This is a genomic window from Pseudoalteromonas sp. NGC95, from assembly GCF_015864705.1.
GTDB classification, from domain to species: Bacteria; Pseudomonadota; Gammaproteobacteria; order Enterobacterales; family Alteromonadaceae; genus Pseudoalteromonas; species Pseudoalteromonas arctica.
Genome location: NZ_JADYWR010000009.1, coordinates 144,845 through 170,210, shown reverse-complemented (window position 1 = coordinate 170,210; position 25,366 = coordinate 144,845). Strand labels below are relative to the sequence as shown.

The window sequence follows — 25,366 nt, the reverse complement described above, 5'->3', positions numbered from 1 at the left end:
TTTAATTTACTCAAATATTTTATAAAACGCCGCGACGCTCTTGGTCGCGTTCGATTGATTCAAATAATGCTTGGAAGTTACCTTCACCAAAGCCACCATCATCAACGCGTTGGATCATTTCTATAAAGATTGGACCAAATAAGTTTTTAGAGAAAATTTGTAATAAATAACAATTTTCACTTTGGCTATCTACGAGTATCTGGTGCTGACGAATTTTGTCTTTATCTTCAGCTACCCAAGGTACTCGGTCAAAAATAGTATCGTAGTACTCTGGGATAATATCCAACGTTGCAATTGTTGATTTATCAAGCTTATCAAGAGAACTTACTAGGTCATCTGTTAAAAACGCTAAATGTTGAACGCCTGGGCCGTTGTACTCACCAAGGTATTCATCAATTTGGTTGTTATCGTTACCTTTACCTTCGTTTATTGGAATAGAGAAGGTGCCACAAGGTGATTTTAGTGCATACGAAATAAGCGCTGTTTTTTGACCTTTAATGTCAAAGTAGCGTACTTCTGTAAAACCAAATACGTCTTTATAAAAGTTAGCCCATTTTTCCATTGTGCCTTTATAAACGTTATTGGTTAAATGATCGATTCGGATAAAGCCTTTATCTTCTACAACATTTTGCGTTTCTAAATCTTCAAAATCACTTTCGTAAATAGTGCCTTTGTCGCCAAAATTTTCAATAAAGTAAATTAGGCTGTCGCCAATGCCATAAATTGCAGGGTAAGGCATGTTTTTATGTGTTGAATCAGTAGCTGGTTTTGCACCACGCTCTACTGCAGTTTCAAATGCTTTTTGCGCATTCTCAACACGCCAACCCATCGAACAAATAGCAGGACCATGGCTTTTAGCAAATTCTGCAGAAAAACCTTCACGCTCGTTATTCAGTAAAAAATGAATATCGTTTTGGTTGTAATAAACAATGTCTTTACCTTTGAATTTTTTAAGCTTAGAGAAGCCAAAATCAGTAAATACTTTATCCATATAATCAGCATCAGGTGTTGCGTATTCGGTAAATTCAATACCGACTAAACCTAAATAGTTATTTACTTCACTCATTATTATTACTCCCGCAATTAAGCACTGCGATTATGTGTTGTTGTCATATTGCAGTAGATAATCAACCAGATTTTTGATTTGGGGAAGGGGGAGGCACTATTTAGTGTGTAGTGTATGTGTAAATTTTATAAGACGGTTATTATAAAGTTACGTGTTTGTAATACAGTTAAGTAAAATGAAGTTATACGCCATAGGATTGAATAGTGGTTTTTATTCTTAATTCGTTGTTTTTAAATAATAAAAAGGAGGGTTCACCTGCATGAAGCCTCCTTTTAGAATGAACAAGAAAAAGCTTAGTTGTATTTAATTGTTTACACTTTTAGAGTTGCTACCAAAGAACTTGTTACGTTGCTCAATCCATTGGTTTGTTTTTATCGCTGGCGCAGCTTGATAGTGACGTTCAATCGTTTGATTTAACACTCGCGTTGGTTGCTCAAAGGACAACTTTTTTTGTGCGCCGCCCATACTTTTAATTTCACCGCGAGTCATAGCACGACCAGCATAAAGCAGCGAGTTTAAGTACCCTGGTACTGTCTCGTAATTGTTATCTGTAAAAAGCAATACAGATTGATTGAGTGCCCAGCGACTATCGATTTCGCCATCCTCTTTTACGCCAGCAAGTTCTCCATCTATATAGACTTCAAACACCCCGTTGGTAGGTGCTGTATAAAATACAAAAGCTATACGATGCCAAGAGTCGGGTTGTGTATTGCCAAAATAGCCGCTATCGCTAGTTGCTTGTCCATAGCCGCCGCTTGGGTCAATAAACATATCGGCATCATCATTAAGATAATCAGTTGTGTTTGCTTGCATAATTGCACGGTAAATATCTTTACCTTCTGCGGGCCAGTATAAATCCATTACTAAGGTGTAGTCAGACACCATTCCTTCATTTGCAAAGTCACCATTTGCTGGTGTGTTTAAGTCAATAAGTAAACCTTCTGTTGGAGCGTGGCGAGAAAACGCCATTACACCAGAAGGACCATCAGTTAAATCCCCAATATTAAGATCAGTGGTTGTCTCATAGCGGGTGTCTTCGGGGCCCCAACCGTCATTTTCTGGGTCAAAGTAGTTTAAAACCGATGGACCAAAGTCCGGGGTCAGTGGGTTTGTTGGATCGTCAAAATTCCATACGGTTACATTTGCTAAGTTGTTGCATGAATAAAGTTCGGTGTCAGTGTCAAGGTGTAGGCACTGACTTGTTCTAGCACGTGCATATTTATCAAGTAGCCACCAAGCTTCGGCTATCGGTTCTACGTTTGAGAATGTAACACCATTAAAAAATAAATCAGGGTTTAAAGCTGCTCCTTTAAATAGTGCAACTTCGTAATTATTTGTGGGTTGTATATCTTCAGGTTTAAGTAAAAACCAATCTGGTTGACTTGCAAACATCGCTGTTAAGTCGCTTCCTGATACTGTGACTTTATAAATCGAGTTAAACCCAGACGTATTTGATGGCTGCCTTTCTACGTAAAAAGCTTTATGGAAGTCTTCTTGAGTAAGCGTGCCGGGTGTCCAGCGTTTTTGTACTAGTTCAGGATTAAGTAATGCTGCGCTAATTGTGCTTGAATGTTTTGCGGCTAAGGCGGTGATTTCGGCTAGCTGCGCATCAGTTGGATAGTTTTCAGAAATAGCGATTTCAGTTTCTGCATCGGGAGCATAACGCCCCATTATCTCATCTATTGCTAGTTTTGTTGTCTCATCGCGTTCATCAATTGTATCGGTTTCAATCGTTTTGTAATCAACAACTGGAGATGATTTATCAGCTAAATTAAAATTAAGCGTTAAGTCAGTAATACCTTTAGCGTAAAAGTCCGGTTGTAAAACAATAGCGCCGTTATCAAGGGTTGTGTAGCTTTCCCCACCGTGTGTATGGCCGCCAAGTACTAAGTCGATACCGGATACGTTTGTTGCCATATCAGTATCTAGGCCTACACCTAAATGGCTCAACATAATTATGTAATCTACATCACCACTGTATTGGTTTACTATGCTTTGTGCGATTTGTTGCCATTGCCAGCTCATTTTAAATTGTTTAATAAAATCAGGGATCGGATCATCTTGAATTGGTTCATCTAGCTCATTCCACGGCACAGAAGTCATGCCAAACACACCAAGTGTAATACACCCTACTTGTACTTTTGCAAATCCTACGCCTGCAAAATCTTGTAGTTGCTCTCCTTCATAACGAGTATTACTAGCGAGTACGATTGCATTCTCGTCTTGGGAATAACTTAGTAATTTTTCTGGGCCCCAAGCATAATCATGATTTCCAACGACTCGTAGGTCAAACTGCATTGCTTTAATAGCTTTTTCTGTTGCAGTACCTTGTGATAATTGCTCAGCAACAGTGCCTTTTTCATAGTCGTCACCACCGTTTGTAAATAAGGTGTGCGGGGTTTGGCTTGCTACTTGATTGTAGTAGGCTTTTATACGACTGAAATATTGCTCTTCATAGCCAAAGCGAGCATGTAAGTCTGCAACGTGGACAAACCTTACTGACTGCTCTGTTGCGTTAGCATCGCAAGTTGGGCCGATATTTGCGAAAGCTTCATTGCGCTGCATTTGTATTGCATATGTGCCCAGTGTTGTTACTTGAGCGCTAACAAATCCATCTAAAACGATTGAATTTGTAACAGTGTCCCAATTAGCGCCCGATAGCTTTGCGATAAACAGTTGTCCGCCTAATGCATAGTCATCAGGGATTTTTATTGTAATGGTAATAGGTTTTTCAAGGGTAAGTGTGGAGGGCGTAAGTGCATGTAAATCAGAAGTTATATTTTGTTGAATATTCGTCTCGTCTAATAATGTTTTCTCGTAGGTAAGCTCTACATCACTAGAAATAGCACTGGAAGGTGCATTAAATATAAAATTGCCTTCGTCTAATGTAACGTTTAAGCCATTAGCGCTTGATAGTGTTAATTTACTAGGTTCAGGCTCAACAGGATCGTTTGGATTAACCGTCACTTCATCGCCGCCACCGCAGGCAGTTAAAACAAAGCTAAGAAATATAAATATAATAACACGTGATATCGTTAACGCTTGCATCTACGGATGTCCCTGAGTCTATTCAATAATCAATCAGGACATAATATCAGTTAACGAGAGTGGGGCAAAGTTGAATAAAAAATTCCCCCATAGACGCTATGGAGGAATGTATCGGTTATGTTGTTATATTAAAAATAAACAACAATTAAGAGACTTTCTCTTCTAACCCTTGTTTTTCCCATACTTTAGCTTTAAAAGTCATTAGTACTAAAACAACACCAACACCAATGCTAAATAATGCAATTTGTAAGTATAAGTTAGGAATTTCAGAAACATTATTCGGATCGAAATTACCAGCAAGTAAACCTGCAATAATATTACCGATTGAGTAAGTTAATACAAATACACCCATCATTTGACCTGTGTAACGTCTAGGCGATAACTTACTTACAGCACTTAACGCTACAGGGCTTAAACAAAGCTCACCCACTGTATGTAAAAAGTACGTAGTAACAAGCCAGTAAGGCGCTACTTTTAAACCTTCAGCTGCGTAATGAGCCGCCATAAACATAACTAAAAAGCCTGATGCCATGATAATTAAACCAATTGCACACTTAACGCTATAGCTAGGTGATACTAAGCTTTTAGATAAGTTAATCCAAAGCGCTGCAAAAAATGGCGATAAAGCAATAATAAACAGTGAGTTTAATGATTGAAACCACGTTGTAGGGATTTCAAAAGTACCAATAAGGCGGTCGGTGTAATCACGGGCAAATAGGTTTAATGAAGAACCGGCTTGTTCAAAGCCAGACCAAAAACATGCAGAAGCAATACAGACTAAAAATAGTGCCCACATTCTTTGTTTTTCGGCATCTGTTAATTTACCTGTAAAGTAAATAACACCAAAATAAACAAAAAAGATAATAGTAAATACAATCGCTGTGTAACCTGCAACCACTGTTGGATTGATTACAATTGCGCCGGTCATTGCAGCCGTAGTAACTGCAGCCGCTGCAATTACAAACGCAGCAATACCAACCCATGCGCGAGAAGTGCCTTTAGGACCTAATGGATTTGCTGGTAAAGCGCTATGCTCTGGTAAGTTATTAAGTGAGCGCTTATATTGCACCAAACCAATAGCCATACCAACAGCTGCTGCACCAAACGCCCAGTGCCAACCTACGTTTTCCATAAAGTAACCACAAACGTAGTAACCAATTAAAGAGCCTAAGTTAATACCCATGTAGTAAATAGCGTAACCGCCATCACGACGCTCATCAGCATCACTGTATAGTTGGCCGACCATTGCGCTGATATTTGGTTTTAGCAAACCAGTACCTGTCGCTACAAATATTAAGCCAATGAAGAAAGAATAATCATGTGGAATAGCCAAAATAATATGACCAATCATAATGATTATACCGCCATACCATACTGCTTTTTGACCACCAAACAATCTATCTGCTAGCCAGCCACCTGGTAAACCTAAAAAGTATACCGCACCTGTGTATAAACCATAAATTGCAGCAGCTGAGGCAACAGTAAAGGCTAAACCTTCTTCTTGTAAGCTTGCTGTCATGAATAATACGAGCATAGCTCGCATACCGTAATAACTCATTCGTTCCCACATTTCAGTGAAGAACAATGTTGAAAGTCCTTTAGGGTGGCCAAACCAGCCACTATCTGGAGCTGAACTCATATTTACTTCCTAACTTTAAGTATTGTTATGATGGCCTTATAATTTTTTGCTTTAGCTATTTTAGAATTTGTAACCACTAAAATGCTCGACCATCAGTATATTATTTGTAGCTAAGATAATGATTTGCTATATGGCAGTAACACCACAAGGTAAGAGACACACCCTTATCCTAGTTACAATTGCGCTCAAGTATACATATACCTTAGTGCTAGGGGAAGTGTTCGCGGTGTATCACCTTATGCCAAGTTAAAACTCAGCATAAGGAACAATAGGGGTGCCTGGAAACTCAAGTGTTCCGTACACAGGATTAAAGTAGTAACGTATATAAAGCTGACCAAAATTTGGTTCGTAAAAGTCAGAACGATCGATGGCTAAGTAACCACCAAAGAACCAATTCGGCGTTATTCTATACTCAAAACTACCTTCAAGATTATATGAAACACCAGAACTTGTTTCACCTTCAAATACAGGATCAACACCTGTTATTGACTCTCTATCATATGCAGCTATTTGCAAATCGCCATCATTAGGGAAGAAATCAACAGATTGAGTTTTTGTTTGCGAGTACGAAACACCGGTTTTTAATCGATAAACAAAATCATCGCCCCAACGCGCGTCATAAGTGAGTGGCACAGATAAACCTACATAGTTTTGTGGGCTGTAATAACCACCATGGCCCCATGTTTCTTCACTTAAATTATACTTGTATGCCCAATGTAATAAGCTAGCGCCTGCGGTAAATTCACGCTCTTGATTGCTAATTACACGGTAATAAGTACCGCCCATCATACGATAGCGTTGGTTGTCTTTTACATTTTTGCCTTTATATAGGGTAAAGTCGGCGCTTGACCAAAAACCCCATTTTCCGCCTAAGTCGTGTGATACATTAGCAGTTAGGCCTGTAGAGCGTACACCACCCCAAACTTCACCTGTTTTTACATCTTTAAGACCTGCATAAGAAAGTACTGAGCTCGTAACTGGGCGTTTTTCAAGTTCTAGGCTGTATCCAAAATCGCCAAAACTGTCTGCGTAATTTACACCCCATACAATATCTTCAATTAAAAAGCCAAGTGGAGTTGTACCTACATCTACACGCCAGTTTTCGTTTTGCCAACCAATACCTACATCTACACCACTTTCCTCAGGTGTCACTTCATCGATTGAACAAGTGAAAATACATAAAGCACCTTGTCCATAGCGGCTGCCAGCAAATTGCTCATCAAAGCGCGTTGTTTGTGCGCTAATAGTAGTCGGGTCTAGTTTAATAAACCCTTGGCCTTGCCAAAGCGGAAAGTAAGCTTCAATCGGGACTAAGCCCGCACCAAGTGTTGCTTCGCTTTCGGTACTTGTTTGCCCACTAAAGTCAACACCAATAGCAATGTATGCTTGGTTTTTGTTTTGCTCATTTATTAGCTCACGTTTAGCACCGTTTACATACCATTCATCGTTTTCATCTATTTTTGAAAGCGCTCTGTAAAGCTCTTTTTCATTTAATGTACGATTAGGAAATAGGGTTTGCGCGTACCAAGATTGTGCTTGTTCGGTTTCGTTGAATTTGCTGGCTACTTGAGCGCCTAAATAACGTAGTTCTTGATCGTTGGGTGATTTTTCAACAAGTTGCTTAGCTAAGTAAAGTGCATCCCCTGAGTAATTAAACTCATTGAGAGATGACATGATTAGGCGTTGCAAATAACCTTCTTGCGATGTGGTTTGCGTAATCGCTTTTTGCGTAACTTCTTTTGCTTGAAAGTCGTCCCCAAGTTCTATGTATGCATTAGCAATAGCGAGTAGTGCCTGAGGCTCTATGGTTTGTTTATTTTGTACTTTTTGCTGATACAAAATAACGGCCGCTTCGCGCTGTTCAAGTGCTAAATTTGCATTAATAAGGGCAGTAGTTGTTGCTGGAGTATTTTTATATTTTTGATCCAGCTGGTTAAGCTTAGCGATTAAATCACTGCCAGTGTAAAACTGGTTTAGGTAGTTATTTTGTAACTGAACATATTGAGTCGTTTCGTTTTCAGAAGCGCTTTCGGGTAACATGTAACCCTCAAACCAGCGTTTTATTTCAACTTGGTTACCTTGCTCTAGTATCCACTGGCCTTGTAAAAGGTGCCAATAAGGCGACAAAGATGAGTCAGATGAAAGGGCACTTGAAAGTAATTTAATAGCATGTCGTTTTTCATCAATTTTGTACCAACTATTAGAAAGCTCAGCTTGCATTTCAGGTGTTAGCTCTCTCGCTTCTAAGTTACTTAAATGGTAGATAGCGACAGATTTATTTTTTAAATCAAGATATTGCTGACTTTGCGTAAGAGACTCGTTAAGCAACAATTGCTGCTCTAAAGCAATAATATCTGTATCTCGATTTTTAAAAGGAATATATTTAAGTGTATCTAAAGCACCTTCATAATCATTTATAGAGCGCAAAAATAAAGCATGGCTATATCTAATTTGGGGGTTTAGCGGAAATTGCCACAATACATTATTAAATAAATTACGTGCTTGTTGAGTGAGGCCTTTTTGTTGGTATATAAAAGCTAAATCGTAATATAACCAAGGTTGCTCAGGTGAAAGCTCAATAGCTTGCTTAAGTAATTCTTCTGCTTTTTCTAGCTCTCCACCATTAGTATACTGACTTGCTTTATCTCTTAGAGTATTACTGGTAGCTAGTGCATATGAGGGGTAGATTAAATCTCGTTGCTTTGCATTTAATGAATTATAAAAGTTGCGAATTGATTTTTGGTTTTGATCTAGTTGCGCGATATTTAATAAGCCAAGTAAGGCATTTTCATATAAAGGGTTGGTTTTTAGGGCAGCTTGATAGGCGGTAGCAGCTTGTGTGTAATTTCCTTGAGCTACTAATAATAGGCCTTTGTTATAAAGAAAAGCTTCTTGGTCATGATTTAATTGCTCAGCTAGATTTAGTTTTAATTGTGCTGTTTTAAAATCAGATTGCTCTATAGCATCTTCCATTTCAGACATGTACAGCCAAAACTTCGCAACTGTTGCGAGTTCTTTAAGTCCTTCACGCTCATCAAAATTAGGTGTATATTTTTGCGCGGTAAAAAAATAGTAATAAGATTTTTTGTAGTCGCTTTTCGCTAAATACAAATACCCTAAGCTGCGCATAATTTCTTTATCGGTTGGCCGCCCTTTTAAAGCATTTAATAGTAGGGGCTCAGCTTCTTTTAATTTTTTATTATTGAGTAAACGATCACCTTTGAGCCAAAGCTGATACGCAGGATCGGAAAGTAATGCTTGCCTTGCTTTAAAATCTCGTTGGAAATCTTCGTATTGTAACTTACCTTTACTACTAAATGGGTACACAGAGAAGTATCGTTGGTATTGCTCAACTGTATTTTGAGTAAGATCCATGCTCTTAAGAGCTGCAAGCCAAATAAACTCAACTTCATTAATAAAAGAAGGGCTAGTTCCGTAATTACTTAAAATATCTAAAGCTTTATTATTTGCTGGGTTTTTCCTCAGTAAATGGCGAGCATAAGGTATTTCTACTTGAGCGATATTAGAATAGCTTTTTAATAACTTTTCATAGCCTTTTTTAACACTTTTCCATTGGTCGCTGTCTTGCCCATACCAGCTTAAATGCTCAAGCTCGTAATTAAGTGTAGGGTAGGTGTTTTTAAATATTTTATTGTATATTTCACGGGCTTGTTCATAACGTCCAGCTCGAGAAAGTAGCCTAGCTTCATGAATTAAAGATTTATCTTTACCCTCAATACGAGAGAGTATTTTAAGTTTTTCAACACAAGGGGCTTGCTTAGTGAGTCCATTATCTATTTTACTTAGTAATTGGTTGGCTTTCACTGATTCGCCATTGGCAAAATCATAACGCGCTATTGCGCACTGTGTTTCTATACGGGCAGGGGCAATAGCGACTAGCTTTCGCAAGCTATCTTCAACTAGTTTTTTATTTTGCTGTGCTTCACCAATACCTATTTGGCTTAGTAACCAATCAACAGATTGCGTATCAATATCGTTGACTGTGTTAGCGCTTAATCCAGAGCTAAGCGCTAATGTGCAAGCGAGGGCAAACCTTAACGGCATTCAGTGCTCCATACCGGTTGTAGCGTCCCATCTGCTGTAATTGAAAAACGCTTATTTAAAGCACTTGTACCAAACAAGTTAAGTACGCTGTCGTAATAACGAGTCTGGGTAAATGATTTATCAATCATTAGTTTTTGCTGAATAGCCATTACTGTAGAATTATCGTTATTAGTCGCTAGTAAAGGTAATAGAGCTGAGTTAAAGCCTAGAGGGCCTCTTTTTTCAGATTTTCCTGATTTAGCAAAAGTATTTAAAGGCACGTAACCACGTTTATTAATTGTTTCTATAAAAGGGTTAAATTGCGCTAATAGCTCTTTTTTATAAGGTGCGTTGTCTGCCATCATACTTGCCCATAAATATACTCTAATAGCGTTGTAACTGCCCAAGTCGCTCGTTTTTTTATCGTAGTAAAAACCGTTATTTGCATCAAACATTACCCAGTCAGGGCTAACACCTTGCTTTGCTGTATCTAAAATCAACTTTGCTGAGCCTTCGTGCAGTTGATGCCAAGGCGAGTGTGGATAAAGCTTTTTAAACTGCTGATAAATAAATAACGGTGAGTAGCTTGGGTTTAACTTAAAACGTTCATTATCAAATTCAAAACCAGTAGGGGCGGGTAGTAATGATAAACCTAGGCCCGAAATATAGGCGGTTTCTTCACGCATTATTCGCTTCGCAAGTACGGCTGCTAATATGCTGTAGCGGCGGTCATCCCAAAGAATAGCAGCTTGCGATAAACTGTATGCTATCCATAAGTCAGAATCAGACGCTGGATTTGAATCTAAAATTCCGCCAACATTTTGATTGTTAACACCCCATTGCCATGCCGGTAAACGAGTGCTTAAATCACCTTCTGATAAATGTTCTTGCGTCCAATCCAGGACCAGGTCAAACATTGCTTTGTCATTTGCTACGACAGCAAAAAATAAGGCATAAGATTGGCCTTCAGAGGTTGTGACTTTTTGCTCACTCCCCAAATCAATAACGCGACCATCTTGGCTTATAAAGTTACTTTTAAACGTTTGCCATGCATCCCATGGTTGGCATTGCTCTATTTGTGCATTGGCATTAAAGGTAAATAATGCAATCACGGTAAAAAATACATTAATGAGTGACTTCATTACTTATCTCCTTCAGCTAAGCGCTTGTATGTTAATGCTTGTAGTAATCGCCATATAATAAATGAGATCAGCAGTAGTGTTAAAATAGACAATAGCGCCAGTACAAATGGGTGATCCGATAAATGGAACCAAATTAGGGTATGCACAGGAATGTGACCAACAAAATATTGTTCATCAGTTTTAATTGTCTTAATGCCTTGAGAATTTATGACCGCAGCACTGCCTTTAATTTGCGCAAGAGCTTCTGAACTCATTAACGCATCATCAAGTAGAGTAAAGGCTTTTTGTGATGTTGCACTAAGCGATACAATTGAACGCTCTGAATCAAACGGTGATTGAAAGCCAGTAATAACGGCCATATCACCACTACTTTTTATACTTACTTGGACTTTATCTGTTGTCTGCTCATCGTAAGCACCGTTGTATATGGCTTGTTTTATAGCGCGCTGATTATTATCAAGCAGGATATTAGTTTGCGCATCTTCATCTAAGTTATTAGCAATGCTATTAGGTTTTGCGATTACTAAGATGTCTTTATCATCTAAGTTGGCATCTTCATTTAAATGAGCAACACTTATTCTATGAGCGGGGTAGCCTGTAATAGCACCAAAGTGGCCTGTTAAATTAAACAATACAGATAGTGCTTTAGGTGATGGAACTTCATCTATCAATACTAAAGTTTGTTGTAAGTCTGCGTATTTTGTAAATGGGAATCCGCTGTTTGCAAATACATTTAAATCAGGTAAAGCCATGTAATGATCAAACCCACTTACATCAATGTTAGAGTTTCCATCAATTACCCCGTACTCGCCACCAGGTGGAGCAACGGCACACTCGTCTTTTTTAAGTACTGCAAATCTAAAGTCAAAATTTAACTCATTTCGGCTGGCAAGATTAATACCGTCTAATGAAAAGTCTTCAGCGCTTTGCGTTGTGTCTGTATTAGCAATTAAAGGCAGCAACGTTTTAGCGGTAGTTAACGATGTGTCTTTTTTATCAAGTAAAAAACCACTTATAAATTCTTGGTTTATTAACATGTTTAAACGTGAATTTAATGTTTCGCTCTCTGGCGTATTACGGTATTGCAAAGTAATAGGAATACCTTTTTCACGCCAAGTAAATAAATCAGGTGCAAAACGAACATTTAATTTTATAGGGCCGTTGTTAAGACCCTCAGCTTGTAACTGAGTTGGGTAGTCAATAAGCTCGTCAAAGTGCACGGGACGATCGTTTCTTAGCCATCTCGGCGCATCATAAGCTTTACGCAGTGGGAGTTTGTTAATTGCTTCGATGCTTGCACTTCGGCCAGTCATAATTTTATGACCAAATACAAGACCAGTGACCGCTGTTTTTAAGTCTTTTTCATCACGCCCCAAAATTAACAGCATTTTATTGTATCTGTGAATAGGGCTTGAAATTAGCTCGACGGTTGGCTTTTCAACATCTGGATAATCTTTTAAAAAATCAGGTTTTGAGTCATTAGTAATAAACACCACGCTATGCTGCTCTGGTGCTTTATTTAAAACTACTGGAAAGTTAGCGCCACGCCAGTCAGCTTGTGCGCCAAACCAACTAGATAAAGTGGCTGCAGCTTCTATTGCTTGTGTATTAGGTGTGCTTGCAAATACAAAAGGTAAGTTTAATTTGTTGTAATCTTTAGCATCAAAAAATGGTTCTGGTAAATATTCAAGGCGGCTATCAATTGCTAACTGTTTTTGATCAAGCGTGATGTGGCTTGATTTGTTTATTTCAGTCCAAATTGAGCGGCTAAAGTAATCTTGGCATCGTAAGTCGTAGTAGCCAACTAGTTCAAAGCGAATTTGGTTGTAGTCTTGAATGTATTTAGCATTTAGGTCTAGGCTATGACTTACCGTATTTTTTACAATACTTAATTGCTCATTAATAGGTAAAACAGTAACTAAGTTATCGTTAAAATAAACTTTTAAATGCGATACATTAGCCAGCAATGAAGGTGAGTTGGTGTACGAAAAGTTAAGCTTTAGATTAGTGCTTAATTTATCAATTCTATTTGTGAAATCGACTCGAGAATTATTATTCACGCCGTCGAGTTTATAGTCGTTAAACCCTAACTTTTCAAAGCTAAGACGTAAACTAGAAACCTGAGCGCTCTCAGGGTAGCCATTTACAAACATAGTTTTGTCGTGCATAGGCTCGATAGCGAGCACTTGATATGCGCTACTAATAAGTAACAATGTTAGAAATGTATTAAGTAACTTTTTAATCATAATTATTATGCACTATCGGTTTTTTTGGAGTAAATGAATTTATGTAAATGACAGTATTAGTCATAAACTTAATTATAGGTTGTAACGCTCTTGGGGCATGAAACAATAAATTACTAAAGCCCCGTAAACTGGTTTTTTGCACTTCTTTGAAGCTATACGATGGACGGTCATGTCTAAAGTTATTTTGCCAATCTAGCCAAGCATCTGCTCTGGAGAAAGTACATTGTATAAAAGCTCTTTGCTTTTCGAGAGATAAATCTTTAAGTGTAAGGCCAATTTGTTTTTTACGGGTATTACATACATACGTTGTAAACGAAAATTGCTTGTTACCGCGACTCATTAATAATTCGATTTTATCGTTAACGCGGCATAAATGTGCGTGTTCAGTCTCTATACCTACACCGTTATCTGAATAATCCGTTATTTTTACTTTTAAAGTATGACCATTTGCTAAACGAACGCCGGCAGGAAAGTTTGCCTTTATACGATGCGAGTGCCTCACTTGGCGAGCCTCAGCAGCAACCGCAACCGCAGCACCCAAAATAATAATATTATAAAAAGCCCAACCCATACTTATTATAAGTACGCCAATCTGGCTTGAATCACCTAAAAAAAGACGTAATACACCCACTATTATTCCAAGTAAGTTAATAAGTAAGAGAATTAAATACGGTTTAGAAATCCCCCAGTCGTAATGCTCTTCATCATTTAAACCGCCTTTTTCGGTTACGTTAAATTTACCTTTATTAGGATTAAATAAAGCAACGGTAGTTGGTTTTAGTATGTACCAAGCAAGTACTGACTCATACACTTCACCCCAGAAAGAGTAACGGTATTTACCTTGAATGCGTGAGTTAGTCGCTTTTATTTGAATTAGTGTCGGTACCACATAGATAAAAATAGCAATAAAAGGAGCATAAATTATGTAGGCATTAAAATATATTAGCGCTAAAGGAGCTGTTAAAAATACAATACGAGGAATACCCGAAAGGAAATGCAACATTGCGTTTATATAGCATAATCGTTGAGGAATGCTTAAACCTTTACCCATTAATGGATTATCAAGCCTAAATATTTGTGCCATACCACGCGCCCAGCGAATACGTTGGCCTATATGCGCTGACAGGCTATCGGTTGCAAGGCCTGCGGCTTGTGGGATGTTTATATATGCAGTTTTATAACCTGCGCGCTGCATACGAAGGGCCGTGTGAGCATCCTCAGTTACTGTTTCAAATGCAAAACCACCAATATTATCAAGCGCTTCTCGTTTTAATACGGCACAAGAACCACAAAAGAAGGTTGCATCCCACATGTCGTTACCGTCTTGAATTAGTCCATAAAACAACATGTTTTCGTTAGGGATTTGACTGTGATTATTAAGATTTCGCTCAAATGGATCGGCAGAAAAAAAGTGATGCGGTGTTTGGACCAAACACACTTTACTGTCTTTTAAAAACTGTCCCATTGTCATTTGTAAAAACGAGCGAGCAGGAACGTGGTCACAATCAAAAATTGCGATATATTCGCCATCGGTATAACGCATAGCGCTATTCATATTGCCGGCTTTAGCGTGATTGTTATCCGAACGCGCTAAATAACCCACTCCAATCTCGGCTGCAAAATCCTTAAACTCTGAGCGCTTACCATCATCTAATATATAAACATTTAGCTTGTCTGCAGGCCAATCGATACTTAAAGCAGCGAGAGTAGTGGGTCTTACAACGCTTAACGGCTCGTTATAAGTTGGAATATATACATCAACAGTTGGCCATAGGTCAGTGTCTTTAGGTAAAGGCACTGGTTTTCGCTCAAGCGGATTAACTGTTTGAAAAAAACCTAAAATCAGTACAAGCCATGCATATGTTTCAGCAAGTAGTAAGCCGCCACCTAGTGCAAGTGCAAGCGGATCATCCCAGTTTAAAGTCTCAGTGTAACGCCACCATAAGTAACGAGAAGAGGTAGTTACTGACAAGGTGATCATGACAATGGTTGCCATTTGGCCTTTTACTCGTTTAAGTGCATACGCAACTAATAAAATAAAGCTTATAAATACGGCTTGAGCTTCCAAGCTAAAAGGAATTGTAATGAATATTGCTAATAAAAATAAAATAAACGCGAGGATGACGTATTTAACTAATTTATTTTGCCATACACGTGCATCAGCCATGGCTTTAAATGCACTTTTTTTAGGGCCTTTTTTGTTTTTTGATAGTAGGCGTTTTAATAATTTACCTAACTTTAAATCAAACCAACGTAATTGCCTTAAAAGGTAGCTAACGCCATCATAGAAATAATTAACTGCATCTTCTTTTACTGAACTAGATTTAAGCTGGTTTTTAAAAAACACTAAAAAAACACTTTGAATAATAAAGCGTAATATATTTGAGTAAATATAGGTTCGGTAAGGCAACCTTAAATGAGGGTAGTAGTCATAAAGGGTAAACTCAAAGCTGATTTTATGCTGTTTAATGTTTATAAATAGCGAGCTTAAAAGCGTAATAAAAGGCATTAAGAAAGCTTCAATTACATTTACTTTATGTTGATTAAAGTAGCTATGAAACTTGAATAAAATGTACCGAACTAACTTATCAGTAAATAAAATGCTCAGCAGCAAGTATAAAGTGCTGTGAATAGGGCGCTGATAAAATAGTGTAATGCTCATTTTATAAGGCCGCTTTACTAACTAGCCAACCAGCTAGTGTTTCAAAGTCATCGTTTGCGACACTATATGGCGCGCAATTAAGTGCTACATTTCTGTATGCGGTTGACTCTTTAATAACTTCGTCACTATTAATAAAAAAGGGAGCCATAAGGGGGAGTGTCGATTGCCATAGGGAAAATAAGTCAAATTCTAGCGTTGATGCAGAGTTATAGCGGTTAACTAAAAAGTAATGTTTCCAATTGGTATCTGAATTTTTAAGTCTTTGCAGGCGCCTATAAATTAAGCTGTGACAAATAGCGTCGCAATTAACAAGTTCAATTACAATATCGTCTTTCTCTAATGGGTAGTGAGAAAGGTTAATATGTGAAGGGCAGTCAAAAAGTATCCAGGCTTCGTTGTTATAATTTAGGTTTTTGCATTTATTAACCATTTTAGTGATGTTATCGGTGCTAGTGTCGTCGTTATCACCAAATGGTAAAAATATAATGCCATCGTTATCTTGGTGAAAATGCGTAAGTGCATCTTCAAAGCGCACTTCATTACTCCAGCCTTTGGTGTATTTCCACGGTAAACCAAAATGTAAACCTAAGTCACTTTTTGCATCTAAATCGATAGCAACAACGTCAACGTCAGACTTTTTTAGCACGCATGCAAGATTGGCAACTACAGAAGTACTGCCTAAACCGCCTTTGATACCTTTAATGAAAACTCTTTGCAACGGGGTTACCTATCCTTAGTTTAACTAGTGTATGTGTTTAGTTCGTTGTTTATCTCTTTAAGCAATGCATATTTATTAATTGTATTATTATTTTGCTGCTTGTTCACTATTTCTATGTAGTCATCACTCTTTCCACCAAAACGCAGTGTAAGGTTTTCTATATCACTCGATGTTAACGTTTGTGAGTTTTTAGATGTTAAGTTGTTCATCTTTACCTTTACAGTTACTTTAATTATTTTGATTAAAAGTGGACAATATTTGGCTATTATATATAGAATAACGGTTAAAACTAGTAAAAAAGTATTTTTTATAGGGCATTTTAAGTGCATAACTTTAACATAACGGGATTAGAGCCTGCTGCAAAAGAGTTAAAATCGGCTTCAAGTTATGCTGTTTTAGCGCCTTTAGACAATTTTGCAATCGAATTAGCGTTACATTCAATTAACCAAAGTTTGGCTAATGATATATATATAGTTTCTCAAGAGGCTGAATCATTTTTTGATTCTTCTTTTTCTGCATCGTTAAATTATGCTTATGAACATAATCGAGTACATCCTTTTTCGTTGGCCCCAGAAACACAACACTATTCAATTGAGCGAATCAATTCAGGTATTATAAAAGAGATAAGTGCTTATAAACGTCTAAACGAAGCGCTCATTTTTGTTCATTTTAATACAACACAGTTAAACAGTGTTGGCGAAAAAAGCTTAAAGCTGATGATGAATGAGTACAACGACTTTGTTCGTCGTACCGGAGCTACATTACTATTTTTAATATCTGGGCCTGATATTGCTAACTACCGTTTTTTAGTTAGACGATTAAATAATGTATTTGATGGGCTGGTTTTTGTTGATAATGATTCTGCAATGCGAGTTCTTGAATATGATTATTGGCGCCATAGCACGGGTGTTATTGCTGGTGAACATTACCCGTTATTATTAAGTAATAATCAGTTTGTTGTTCAAAAGGGAATAATAAGCGAGAGCAAAGCACCTAAAAGTTCAGACTTTTCCGATGAAGACGATGTTTGGCTTGTACAAAGTGCGGTGCCCGAAGGTACTAAATTACCAATGCACTATAAAAGTGTAAAAGATAATAATGACTTATTTAATAAAGGCCCAAAGGTAGAAGCAGCCACCTTAATTTTTGCAGTAACGCGTTACACTGATTTAGCGTTATTAGGTAAGCAGTGTTTTGAACTTAGAAAAAACTGTGGGCGCTGGTTAAAGCTTGTTATTCAAAATGTTGATGGTGTTATTCGCCATCAAGATGAATGTTTATTTTTAACATTGGGTGTAAACCTTATTCTATATAGTTTTTCAGAGCCTTCTCGGTTGCTCTCACAAATTCAATCTATTCAAGGTTTTCAGTTTTCTAGGCCTTTACCTCCCTCAGTTGAGGACGTATTGAAATACACCGAAAACACTTTTTCGAAAGGATATTTACCTTTCATTGAGTTTACAAAACAAGTAGAAATTCATAGTGACTCAGCCGTTAATTTAGGTGTGAGTGGTGTGCTAGTAAAGCTTGAATTACTGCCACGAATCGACCCAATACACCCTTTGCATTTATTTCATATTAAACGCGAAGGTGATGTATTTAGTATTGCAGATAATACAGTTTATTTATATTTGCATGCTTGTAGAGAGAATGACGTTGATAATGCGATTAAGCATTTGTTTAAATTAAAAACAAGCGATTTTTTTGTACAGCAAAATGTAATTTCTGATCACTTTTACATTCAACAAGAATGTAAACAATTAAGGCGTTTTTATAAAGGTAAGAGTGTTGTAGATTTCTCGAAAAAACTTGCCGAGAATGATAGCTATAAATTTGCACCTGATATAGCAAACAGCGTTACTGAAAATATTAACACACCTGAATTTTCTAGCAAAAGCCGCCCAGATGCTAAGCCTTTTATAATGAAATTAAGAGATAACTTATGAGTATGAATCAGCTTTTAATTACCGTGTTTCTTGCAATGGTGCTTGGCGCGGTGCTTTGTATGCTAGGCAAATACATTTTATCTCAAATAACAAAATATTATTATAAGCTTACTTTTAAACATGAAGTACTAGAGCCTTATATACCAAATACAGTAAAAAAGGATAAGAAGTGAAATTATCAGGTTTAGGGGTTTGGAACCTTTATTTTTTAGTTAAGTTTGCTCTGTTTTATTATGGTGCAATTGATTTTAACGTATTAACTAATGCGGCTTTTGCTGCGTTGCTTGCAATTAAATTTAAACAGCCATTAATAGAGAAGGCAAAACATATAGTAGGTGCTGTGTTTGCTGTGGTATTACTTTACCAAGACTCATGGTTGCCACCAATAAACAGGTTGACTAAACAAGCGGGTAACGTTCAAGATTTTAGTTTTGGTTATTTTATTGAGTTATTAACCCGTGTTATTAACATTGATATGTTATTGGCTTTGTTCGTAATTAGTGTGTGTTTTTGGTATACATCGCAATGGATACGCTTTACAACAGTCACTATCGTTGGGCTGTTAGTTGTAGGATGGCAAGGGGGTAACTCTCAATCACAATTTGTTAACAATGTGGCTAACCCTGGGCCGGTTACACAGAGTCAAAGTAATCCTCAAACACAAGTGATCACTCAGGCAGCACAATCTCCTGATCAAAAATTAGCTGATTTTTATCAACAACAAAGCTTATTAATGAGTCACTTTCCAAGCCAAGTAAATGGTGAACTGTTTGATGTAATTATTTTGAACATATGCTCAATGGCTGTTGCTGATTTAAATGCTATTGGTGTAAGTGTTACTGATATGTATAAAGACTTTGATGTGGTGTTTTCAGACTTTAACTCGGCTACATCATACAGCGGACCAGCTGCGGTAAGGCTACTGCGCGCTAGTTGTGGCCAAACTAGTCAAACGGCATTATTTAAAGAGGCACCTGAACAATGTCACTTGTTTAAAAACCTAGAAAAACTAGGTTATCAAAATAATGTTGTGATGAATCACGACGGACATTTTGATGAGTTTAAAGGTTTAATAAATAAGTACGGTGGCCTAGATAGCACGCCATTTAATATCGATTCAATGCCAGTGGCGCTTCGAGGTTTTGATAATAGCCCTATTTACTCAGATGAAGCTGTGCTGGATGGTTGGTTAGAGCAAGCTGATGATTGTAAGCCGTGTGCGATGTACTACAACACCACAAGTTTACATGACGGTAATCAGCTAGAGAATCAACCAAGGGTGAATAGTAAAGAGACATACCCAATCAGACATAAAAACTTGTTTGCTGATATTAACCAATTTGTAAAAAAATTAGAAAAGCGTGGTCGCAACGTTATGTTAATGATAGTGCCTGAACACGGCGCTAACTTAAAAGGTGATAAAGTACAATTTGCAGGATTACGTGAAATCCCTAGTCCTGCAATTGTGTCTGTACCTGTAGCGATTAAATTTATAGGCCCAGACGTACAAAACTACTCGCAAATTGTGGTTGATGATTCAACAAGTTACTTTGCGCTTTCAGAGCTGGTAAGTAAGACGCTGCAAACTGATGTGTTTGGTGGGAATAATAGTGTTGCTAATTTACTTGAAAACCTACCTAAAGCACCTAAAGTTGCTGAAAATGAAGGCACAATAATGATGTATGTTAACCAAAGACCATTCATACAATTAGATGGTGGTGATTGGTCAGCTTACCCACAAGGTAAGTAGTCTCATAATAAGATTTAATAAACAGCACTGGTATAGTTAAATATAGATATCAGTGCTGTTTTTCTTCGTTTAATTACATCCCACCCTTTGGCTCTAAAAGCTATTTTGTCCAAAAATGTTTACAATAAACTACCTTCTCAAAGCGACTTAGCGTATTATTCGGCTAATATAGTTTTTCCTTCTTTGAGGATGTATGCGTCTAGATATTCACTGTGCTGATCGAATTGGTATTGCTCAAGAAATCCTTAATATATTAGTTAACTACAGCGTTGATTTGAAAGGAATTGAAGTCGATTCTATAAATTGTCGTATGTACGTTAGTTTTCCCGAAATAGAATTTGAACAATTCCAAAAAATTATGCCATCGATACGTTTAATCGACGGTGTACATGATGTGCGTACCACTGCATTTTTACCATCTGAGCGTGAACACAACGAATTAAATACTTTACTACGTGCATTGCCTGATGGGGTTATCTCTATTGATGCCAAAGGTTGGGTACGTTTATGTAACGATGCAGCATGTAAAGACTTACAGCTAATTGAAAAAGACGTGATTGGTGCAAATATTAATAACCTGCTTAAAGGCTTTAACTTTACACGCTGGTTAGAAGGTAAAGAAGTACTCGGACAAACCACTCGCGTTGAAGTGGCTGGTGAGGATTTTATTGCAGACATTTTGCCAATTGCAGTGCCTCAAGGTAGTGAAGGTGATGTGCTTGCTGGTGCGGTTATTAACATTAAATCGCAAAGTCGGTTAGGGCAGCAAGTCAGTGCATTTAGACGTTACGGGCAAGAAAGCTTTGCTACTATCCATAACTTTAGTACGGCAATGCGCCGAGTTGTGCGCGAAGCACGCAAAATGGCGCAACTAGAAGCCCCTATTTTGATTACTGGTGAAACAGGAACAGGTAAAGAGTTATTAGCTAGAGCGTGCCATTACGCATCTAATCGTTCTGTTAAACCTTTTATTGCACTGTCGTGTGCTTCACTTCCTGATGATGTTGCTGAGTCTGAGTTATTTGGTTATGCCGGGTACGAAGAAAATGCAGCGCCAAAGCGCGGTGTATTAGAGCAAGCCGATGGTGGAACTGTATTTTTAGATGAAGTTGGCGAAATGTCGACTCAACTACAAACTAAGTTACTGCGTTTTTTACAAGATGGTACGTTTAGAAAAGTAGGCGATGAGAACGAAGTTAAAGTAAATGTACGTATTGTTGCCGCTACTCAAAAAGACTTACCTGCAATGGTACAAGAAGGGGTTTTTAGAGAAGACTTATATTACCGTATAAACGTGCTTACTTTAGAAATAGCGCCACTAAGAGATAGAAAAGCAGATGTAGGACCACTTGCAGAGCATTTTATTCAAAAATATGCGCAACAAAATGGTCATGCAATTCCTGTTTTATCACAAGAGTGTTTGAGCTTTTTACAAGAGTATCCGTGGCCAGGAAATGTTCGTCAGCTGGAAAATGCAATTTACCGCGCAGTGTCGTTACTAGATGATAGCGAGCTTCGCGTAGAGCATTTACAGTTACCAACTTTTACCCATGATTTAGGGTATTTAGAGTCTGATTTTGAAGGCTCACTAGATCAAGCTGTTAAACGTTTTGAAGCGACTTTACTTCGCAAACTCTACCCAGCTTATCCAAGCTCACGTCAGTTAGCTAAGCGATTGGGCCTAAGTCACACCGCGGTAGCTAATAAGTTACGTGATTACGGTATTAACCGAAAAACAGTAAAAGTGTAATTGGCCTAAATAAATTAAAATATGGGGACTAATTTTTAGTGCCCATATTTTTTGTTACCCCGTCAATTGCAATCGTCTCGATACCTTCTTCGTTAAAGTTCATTACAATGCTGGCGTTATTACGAGTGAAAAAATAGCTACGGCCATTAAGTTCAATAACATAATCGCCTTTTACGGGGTCGCTAAATTGTTGCTTTTTTAAAGTGATCTTATGTTCGCCAATTTGCCATTCAAACTCTTCAATAAATCCATTATTAAATTCTTGCACCCATATTTGGCTGTCATCCTTTGAAAGCGTTATAGCTACCGAGTAAGAGCTAGGGATCTGCTCCATATTGTAACTTTTAGAGCCAATAGTGAATTTTTCAGCTTTTTGCTGCCATTCAAAACCAAATTTAAATTCTTTAACTACACCAGTAGGGTAAGTAATAGAGCCTTTACCTGGTAACGAAAAATCGGCAAAAGCATTGTAGCTAGGTACTAATAGGGCCAGTGAAGCGATAATTTTTAGTTTTGATTTCATTAGTTATCTTTTTATTGTAATAATGATTTAAGATTAAAGTAGAATATTCGTCTTCGCAAGGGGCTATGCTACACTCGAATAAATTTAACTGGTAAGACCTTTTTTGTGAACTTATATATTCGACTTTTATTATTGTTTTTTAAAATTAAACGTAACAAGCAATATCAAAATTTACTTGATACGGTAGATATTGATTACAAAGCTCTACCTACTGATTGTGACATTAATTTACATTTAACAAACTCACGTTACCTCGCGATGATGGATTTATCTCGAACTTGGATGACTGAGCGCGTTGGCTTGCTTAAACAAATAATGAAGCGTCGCTGGTTTCCGATTGTTAACGCAACTGCTATTACTTATATTCGTGATATTAAGCCTATGCAGCGATATACAATAAGTACTAAGTTAGTTGGATGGGATCATAAATACTTTTATATTGAGCAAAAGTTTCACTCAGAACGAGGCTTACATGCTATTGCTTATGTACGCGGTGTATTTAAAAGTAAAAAAGGGATTATAAGTATTGAAGAAATGCTTGAAGTGGCTGGTTTTGATGGCCAAACACCTATATTGCCAAGTGAAGTTATGCACTGGAAAGAAATGCTAGAACAGAAAAAGTTAAGTAACCTGCCCTAATCTCTACAAATGAAAAAAAGGCCTTTCGGCCTTTTAACACACATTGTAATTGGGTAACTACGTACTACTTTATATATGCTTTAAAAGCTGTATCTAACACCGAACATAGCAACAACGGGGTCAAGCTCAACAGTTGATGTAAGTGCTTTTGCACCATTAGCATAAACAGTGGCATCGGTATCAATATCCATAATTGATACCATGGCGTGTAGACCCCAGTTTGCATCAATTTTATAGTTAGCACCTACCTGAGCCATAAAGCCAAACGAATCATCTAATTTTACTTCTACATCGTCTGTTCCTAGCGTCGCTTTAAGTGCTTGAGAAGGTTGCTCATCAAAAAATGCAGTGTAGTTTATGCCTACGCCTATAAAAGGTCTTAGCGCATAACTTGTGTCTAAAAAGTGGTATTGCGCAACTAAAGAAGGAGGAAGCTGTTTTATATCTGCAATTTTGTTGCCTGCTAAGCCGCCTGCGCCATTCACATCGTGTGAAAAAGGTGTTGCTGCTATTAGTTCTAACACCCATTGATCGTTAAATGCATAATCTACAGTGATACCTAGTTGAGTATCTGAATCACCTTTAAGGCCCAGCGTAGGTGCTTCATTAATTGCTGAGCTACTATTATCAGGGTTTACGTTAATAGCGCCAACATTTACGCTAAAGTTAGCGTGTGCAGCTGGAGATAGTGCTAATAAAGAGGTTAATAATGCGATGCTAATTTGAGTTTTCATGTTGTTCTCCAAGAACTACTGTTTGATTGGCGCTATTATTACCGAGCAATAAAAATGAAAACCTGTTCTAGATCAAAGTTTAAAAAACATTTTAACCTTGTGGAATGCTTTATTGATTTAGATTAAATTTAGCGTCGTTCTGCTTTTGAAAAGATTGACATATTTATTTCATCAACAGTCATATGAATGTATTAAGGCTGACATCGCTTAGTCATAAACTCACGTTTTAATAAAGGCACATTAAATAATAAAGTGTGTTTAACATGTTTTTAGAAGCATTCGAAAAAAAATCAAAAACAACGGATATTCAAAAAGAAGTTGTAGAGCACTTACAAACACTAATTCGCTTTGAATCAGTAACCCCTAACCAAGCGGGTGCAATTGATTGGCTTGCAGATAAATTGGTGGATTTAGGTTTAAGTTGCGAGCAATTTACTATAAATGGTGTAACCAATTTAATTGCCTGCATAAAATTCAAAGATGGCCCATGTGTTGCTTTTTCAGGGCACATTGATGTAGTACCAGCAACAAGTAGCGGTTGGTTAAGTCCTCCTTTTGAAGGGCGAGTGCGCAATGATGCAATATACGGTAGAGGGGCGGCCGATATGAAAGGGGGTGTTGCCGCCATGCTTAGCGCCACAAAAAAGTTAATTAATAGTGAATCCGCTAAAGCAGGGACACTTTACTGGCTTATCACGTCAGATGAAGAGGGAGAAGCTGAATTTGGTTCTCAAGAAATAGTTAATAAGCTTGCGAAGCAAGGTGTTGTATTAGATGGCTGTATTGTAGGGGAGCCATCAAGTGTGGCACAAGTTGGCGATACGGTTAAGAATGGCCGTCGTGGTGCGCTTTCAGCTCGGATTTTAGTTACTGGTAAGGCAGGTCATGTAGCTTATCCTCAAAACACACTCAATGCTGCTCATATTGCTGCAAAAATAGTAAATAGCTTGAGTGATCAGATTTGGTTACTCGATGTGGCTAGCTCAAAAACCACACTGCAAGTGACTGGAATTAACATAAATAATGTGGTCGATAATTTAGTGCCAAGTCATTGTGAGATTACATTTAATGTACGTTATAGCCACGGTTACAGTAGCACAGCAGTTAAAACGCAATTAATGAATACCCTAAACAAGTTTGCTGAGCATTTTACAATTGAGTGGGAACGCCCATGCGAGCCTTATTATACAAGCCATAATACGGGTTGGAGTTTACTTACTCATATTGAGCAGGCTATTTACAAAAACACCTCAAGTTACCCATTACTAAGTACAAATGGAGGGACATCAGATGGACGATTTTTTGCCAGCCCCCATACTCAAGTTATTGAATGTGGTGTGCGAAACAATACGATTCATCAAGCTAATGAACACGTATCTATTAGTGATTTACTTAAAATTGAAGCTATTTATACAACTTTACTAGAGCAGATATTTATAAATAATTAAATATAAATCGA

At 37.6% G+C, this 25,366-nt stretch carries 16 protein-coding genes; 5 read left to right on the top strand and 11 right to left on the bottom strand.

Going from position 1 to position 25,366, the window contains the following annotated elements; all coding sequences use genetic code 11:
* Window positions 1-19 precede the first annotated feature (19 nt).
* The 9 genes from hppD to bcsR all read right to left on the bottom strand — a co-directional run bounded on the left by hppD (window position 20) and on the right by bcsR (window position 16,774).
* Window positions 20-1,066 (bottom strand): 4-hydroxyphenylpyruvate dioxygenase, encoded by a 1,047-nt coding sequence (hppD, locus tag I6E70_RS10610; RefSeq protein WP_197188668.1) that lies wholly within the window; start codon window positions 1,064-1,066, stop codon window positions 20-22.
* A 303-nt stretch (window positions 1,067-1,369) separates the two neighbouring features.
* Window positions 1,370-4,114 (bottom strand): metallophosphoesterase, encoded by a 2,745-nt coding sequence (locus I6E70_RS10605; protein ID WP_197188667.1) that lies wholly within the window; start codon window positions 4,112-4,114, stop codon window positions 1,370-1,372.
* A 145-nt stretch (window positions 4,115-4,259) separates the two neighbouring features.
* Window positions 4,260-5,753: a peptide MFS transporter gene (locus I6E70_RS10600; protein WP_197173512.1), complete on the bottom strand. Its 1,494-nt coding sequence runs from the start codon at window positions 5,751-5,753 to the stop codon at window positions 4,260-4,262.
* A 246-nt stretch (window positions 5,754-5,999) separates the two neighbouring features.
* Window positions 6,000-9,818, bottom strand: coding sequence for a cellulose synthase subunit BcsC-related outer membrane protein (locus tag I6E70_RS10595; protein ID WP_197188666.1), 3,819 nt, complete (start codon window positions 9,816-9,818; stop codon window positions 6,000-6,002).
* On the bottom strand, window positions 9,809-10,939 hold the full coding sequence (gene bcsZ / locus I6E70_RS10590) for a cellulose synthase complex periplasmic endoglucanase BcsZ (protein ID WP_165721317.1): 1,131 nt from the start codon (window positions 10,937-10,939) through the stop codon (window positions 9,809-9,811). Before bcsZ ends, I6E70_RS10595 begins: the two co-directional genes overlap by 10 nt.
* Window positions 10,939-13,185: a cellulose biosynthesis cyclic di-GMP-binding regulatory protein BcsB gene (bcsB, locus tag I6E70_RS10585; RefSeq protein ID WP_197188665.1), complete on the bottom strand. Its 2,247-nt coding sequence runs from the start codon at window positions 13,183-13,185 to the stop codon at window positions 10,939-10,941. The genes bcsZ and bcsB overlap by 1 nt, the downstream gene beginning before the upstream one ends.
* The gene (gene bcsA, locus I6E70_RS10580; RefSeq protein WP_007581342.1) at window positions 13,178-15,847 is read right to left on the bottom strand and encodes a UDP-forming cellulose synthase catalytic subunit; all 2,670 of its coding nucleotides are present in this window, start codon (window positions 15,845-15,847) and stop codon (window positions 13,178-13,180) included. The genes bcsB and bcsA overlap by 8 nt, the downstream gene beginning before the upstream one ends.
* Before the next feature lies 1 nt (window position 15,848).
* Window positions 15,849-16,565: a cellulose biosynthesis protein BcsQ gene (bcsQ, locus tag I6E70_RS10575; protein WP_165721319.1), complete on the bottom strand. Its 717-nt coding sequence runs from the start codon at window positions 16,563-16,565 to the stop codon at window positions 15,849-15,851.
* A gap of 20 nt (window positions 16,566-16,585) precedes the next feature.
* Window positions 16,586-16,774 carry a BcsR/BcsP family cellulose biosynthesis protein gene (gene bcsR / locus I6E70_RS10570; protein ID WP_007581346.1) on the bottom strand — a complete coding sequence of 63 codons (189 nt, stop codon included), beginning with the start codon at window positions 16,772-16,774 and terminating at the stop codon, window positions 16,586-16,588.
* A 114-nt stretch (window positions 16,775-16,888) separates the two neighbouring features.
* Here bcsR and bcsE point away from each other — a divergent pair, with 114 nt between their 5' ends.
* From bcsE to tyrR, 3 genes are all read left to right on the top strand, one after another.
* Complete coding sequence (gene bcsE / locus I6E70_RS10565) at window positions 16,889-18,511, top strand: cellulose biosynthesis protein BcsE (RefSeq protein WP_197188664.1); 1,623 nt, start codon at window positions 16,889-16,891, stop codon at window positions 18,509-18,511.
* Between the two features lie 169 nt (window positions 18,512-18,680).
* A complete protein-coding gene (gene bcsG, locus I6E70_RS10560; protein WP_197188663.1) occupies window positions 18,681-20,261 on the top strand; it encodes a cellulose biosynthesis protein BcsG in 1,581 nt (526 codons plus the stop codon).
* A gap of 193 nt (window positions 20,262-20,454) precedes the next feature.
* Window positions 20,455-22,011 carry a transcriptional regulator TyrR gene (tyrR, locus tag I6E70_RS10555; protein WP_007581355.1) on the top strand — a complete coding sequence of 519 codons (1,557 nt, stop codon included), beginning with the start codon at window positions 20,455-20,457 and terminating at the stop codon, window positions 22,009-22,011.
* A gap of 28 nt (window positions 22,012-22,039) precedes the next feature.
* On the opposite strand, the gene I6E70_RS10550 is transcribed toward tyrR, so the two are convergent.
* Window positions 22,040-22,534, bottom strand: coding sequence for a hypothetical protein (locus I6E70_RS10550; RefSeq protein WP_197188662.1), 495 nt, complete (start codon window positions 22,532-22,534; stop codon window positions 22,040-22,042).
* A gap of 105 nt (window positions 22,535-22,639) precedes the next feature.
* On the opposite strand from I6E70_RS10550, the gene I6E70_RS10545 reads away from it, so the two are divergent.
* Window positions 22,640-23,173, top strand: coding sequence for a thioesterase family protein (locus I6E70_RS10545; protein ID WP_002958217.1), 534 nt, complete (start codon window positions 22,640-22,642; stop codon window positions 23,171-23,173).
* A gap of 80 nt (window positions 23,174-23,253) precedes the next feature.
* On the opposite strand, the gene I6E70_RS10540 is transcribed toward I6E70_RS10545, so the two are convergent.
* Window positions 23,254-23,907 (bottom strand): OmpW/AlkL family protein, encoded by a 654-nt coding sequence (locus I6E70_RS10540; protein ID WP_002958218.1) that lies wholly within the window; start codon window positions 23,905-23,907, stop codon window positions 23,254-23,256.
* A 263-nt stretch (window positions 23,908-24,170) separates the two neighbouring features.
* Between I6E70_RS10540 and dapE the strand changes: the two genes are divergently transcribed.
* Window positions 24,171-25,355, top strand: a complete 1,185-nt coding sequence (dapE, locus tag I6E70_RS10535) for a succinyl-diaminopimelate desuccinylase (RefSeq protein ID WP_197188661.1) — start codon at window positions 24,171-24,173, stop codon at window positions 25,353-25,355.
* Window positions 25,356-25,366: the final 11 nt, after the last annotated feature.

Excerpts from the sequence above, each read along its gene's own strand:
- I6E70_RS10595 (WP_197188666.1), bottom strand. The coding sequence starts at position 9,818 with ATGCCGTTAAGGTTTGCCCTCGCTTGCACATTAGCGCTTAGCTCTGGA.
- I6E70_RS10605 (WP_197188667.1), bottom strand. The coding sequence starts at position 4,114 with ATGCAAGCGTTAACGATATCACGTGTTATTATATTTATATTTCTTAGC.
- bcsB (WP_197188665.1), bottom strand. The coding sequence starts at position 13,185 with ATGATTAAAAAGTTACTTAATACATTTCTAACATTGTTACTTATTAGT.
- dapE (WP_197188661.1), top strand. The coding sequence starts at position 24,171 with ATGTTTTTAGAAGCATTCGAAAAAAAATCAAAAACAACGGATATTCAA.
- tyrR (WP_007581355.1), top strand. The coding sequence starts at position 20,455 with ATGCGTCTAGATATTCACTGTGCTGATCGAATTGGTATTGCTCAAGAA.
- bcsA (WP_007581342.1), bottom strand. The coding sequence starts at position 15,847 with ATGAGCATTACACTATTTTATCAGCGCCCTATTCACAGCACTTTATAC.
- bcsZ (WP_165721317.1), bottom strand. The coding sequence starts at position 10,939 with ATGAAGTCACTCATTAATGTATTTTTTACCGTGATTGCATTATTTACC.
- I6E70_RS10540 (WP_002958218.1), bottom strand. The coding sequence starts at position 23,907 with ATGAAAACTCAAATTAGCATCGCATTATTAACCTCTTTATTAGCACTA.
- bcsR (WP_007581346.1), bottom strand. The coding sequence starts at position 16,774 with ATGAACAACTTAACATCTAAAAACTCACAAACGTTAACATCGAGTGAT.
- I6E70_RS10600 (WP_197173512.1), bottom strand. The coding sequence starts at position 5,753 with ATGAGTTCAGCTCCAGATAGTGGCTGGTTTGGCCACCCTAAAGGACTT.
- hppD (WP_197188668.1), bottom strand. The coding sequence starts at position 1,066 with ATGAGTGAAGTAAATAACTATTTAGGTTTAGTCGGTATTGAATTTACC.
- I6E70_RS10550 (WP_197188662.1), bottom strand. The coding sequence starts at position 22,534 with ATGAAATCAAAACTAAAAATTATCGCTTCACTGGCCCTATTAGTACCT.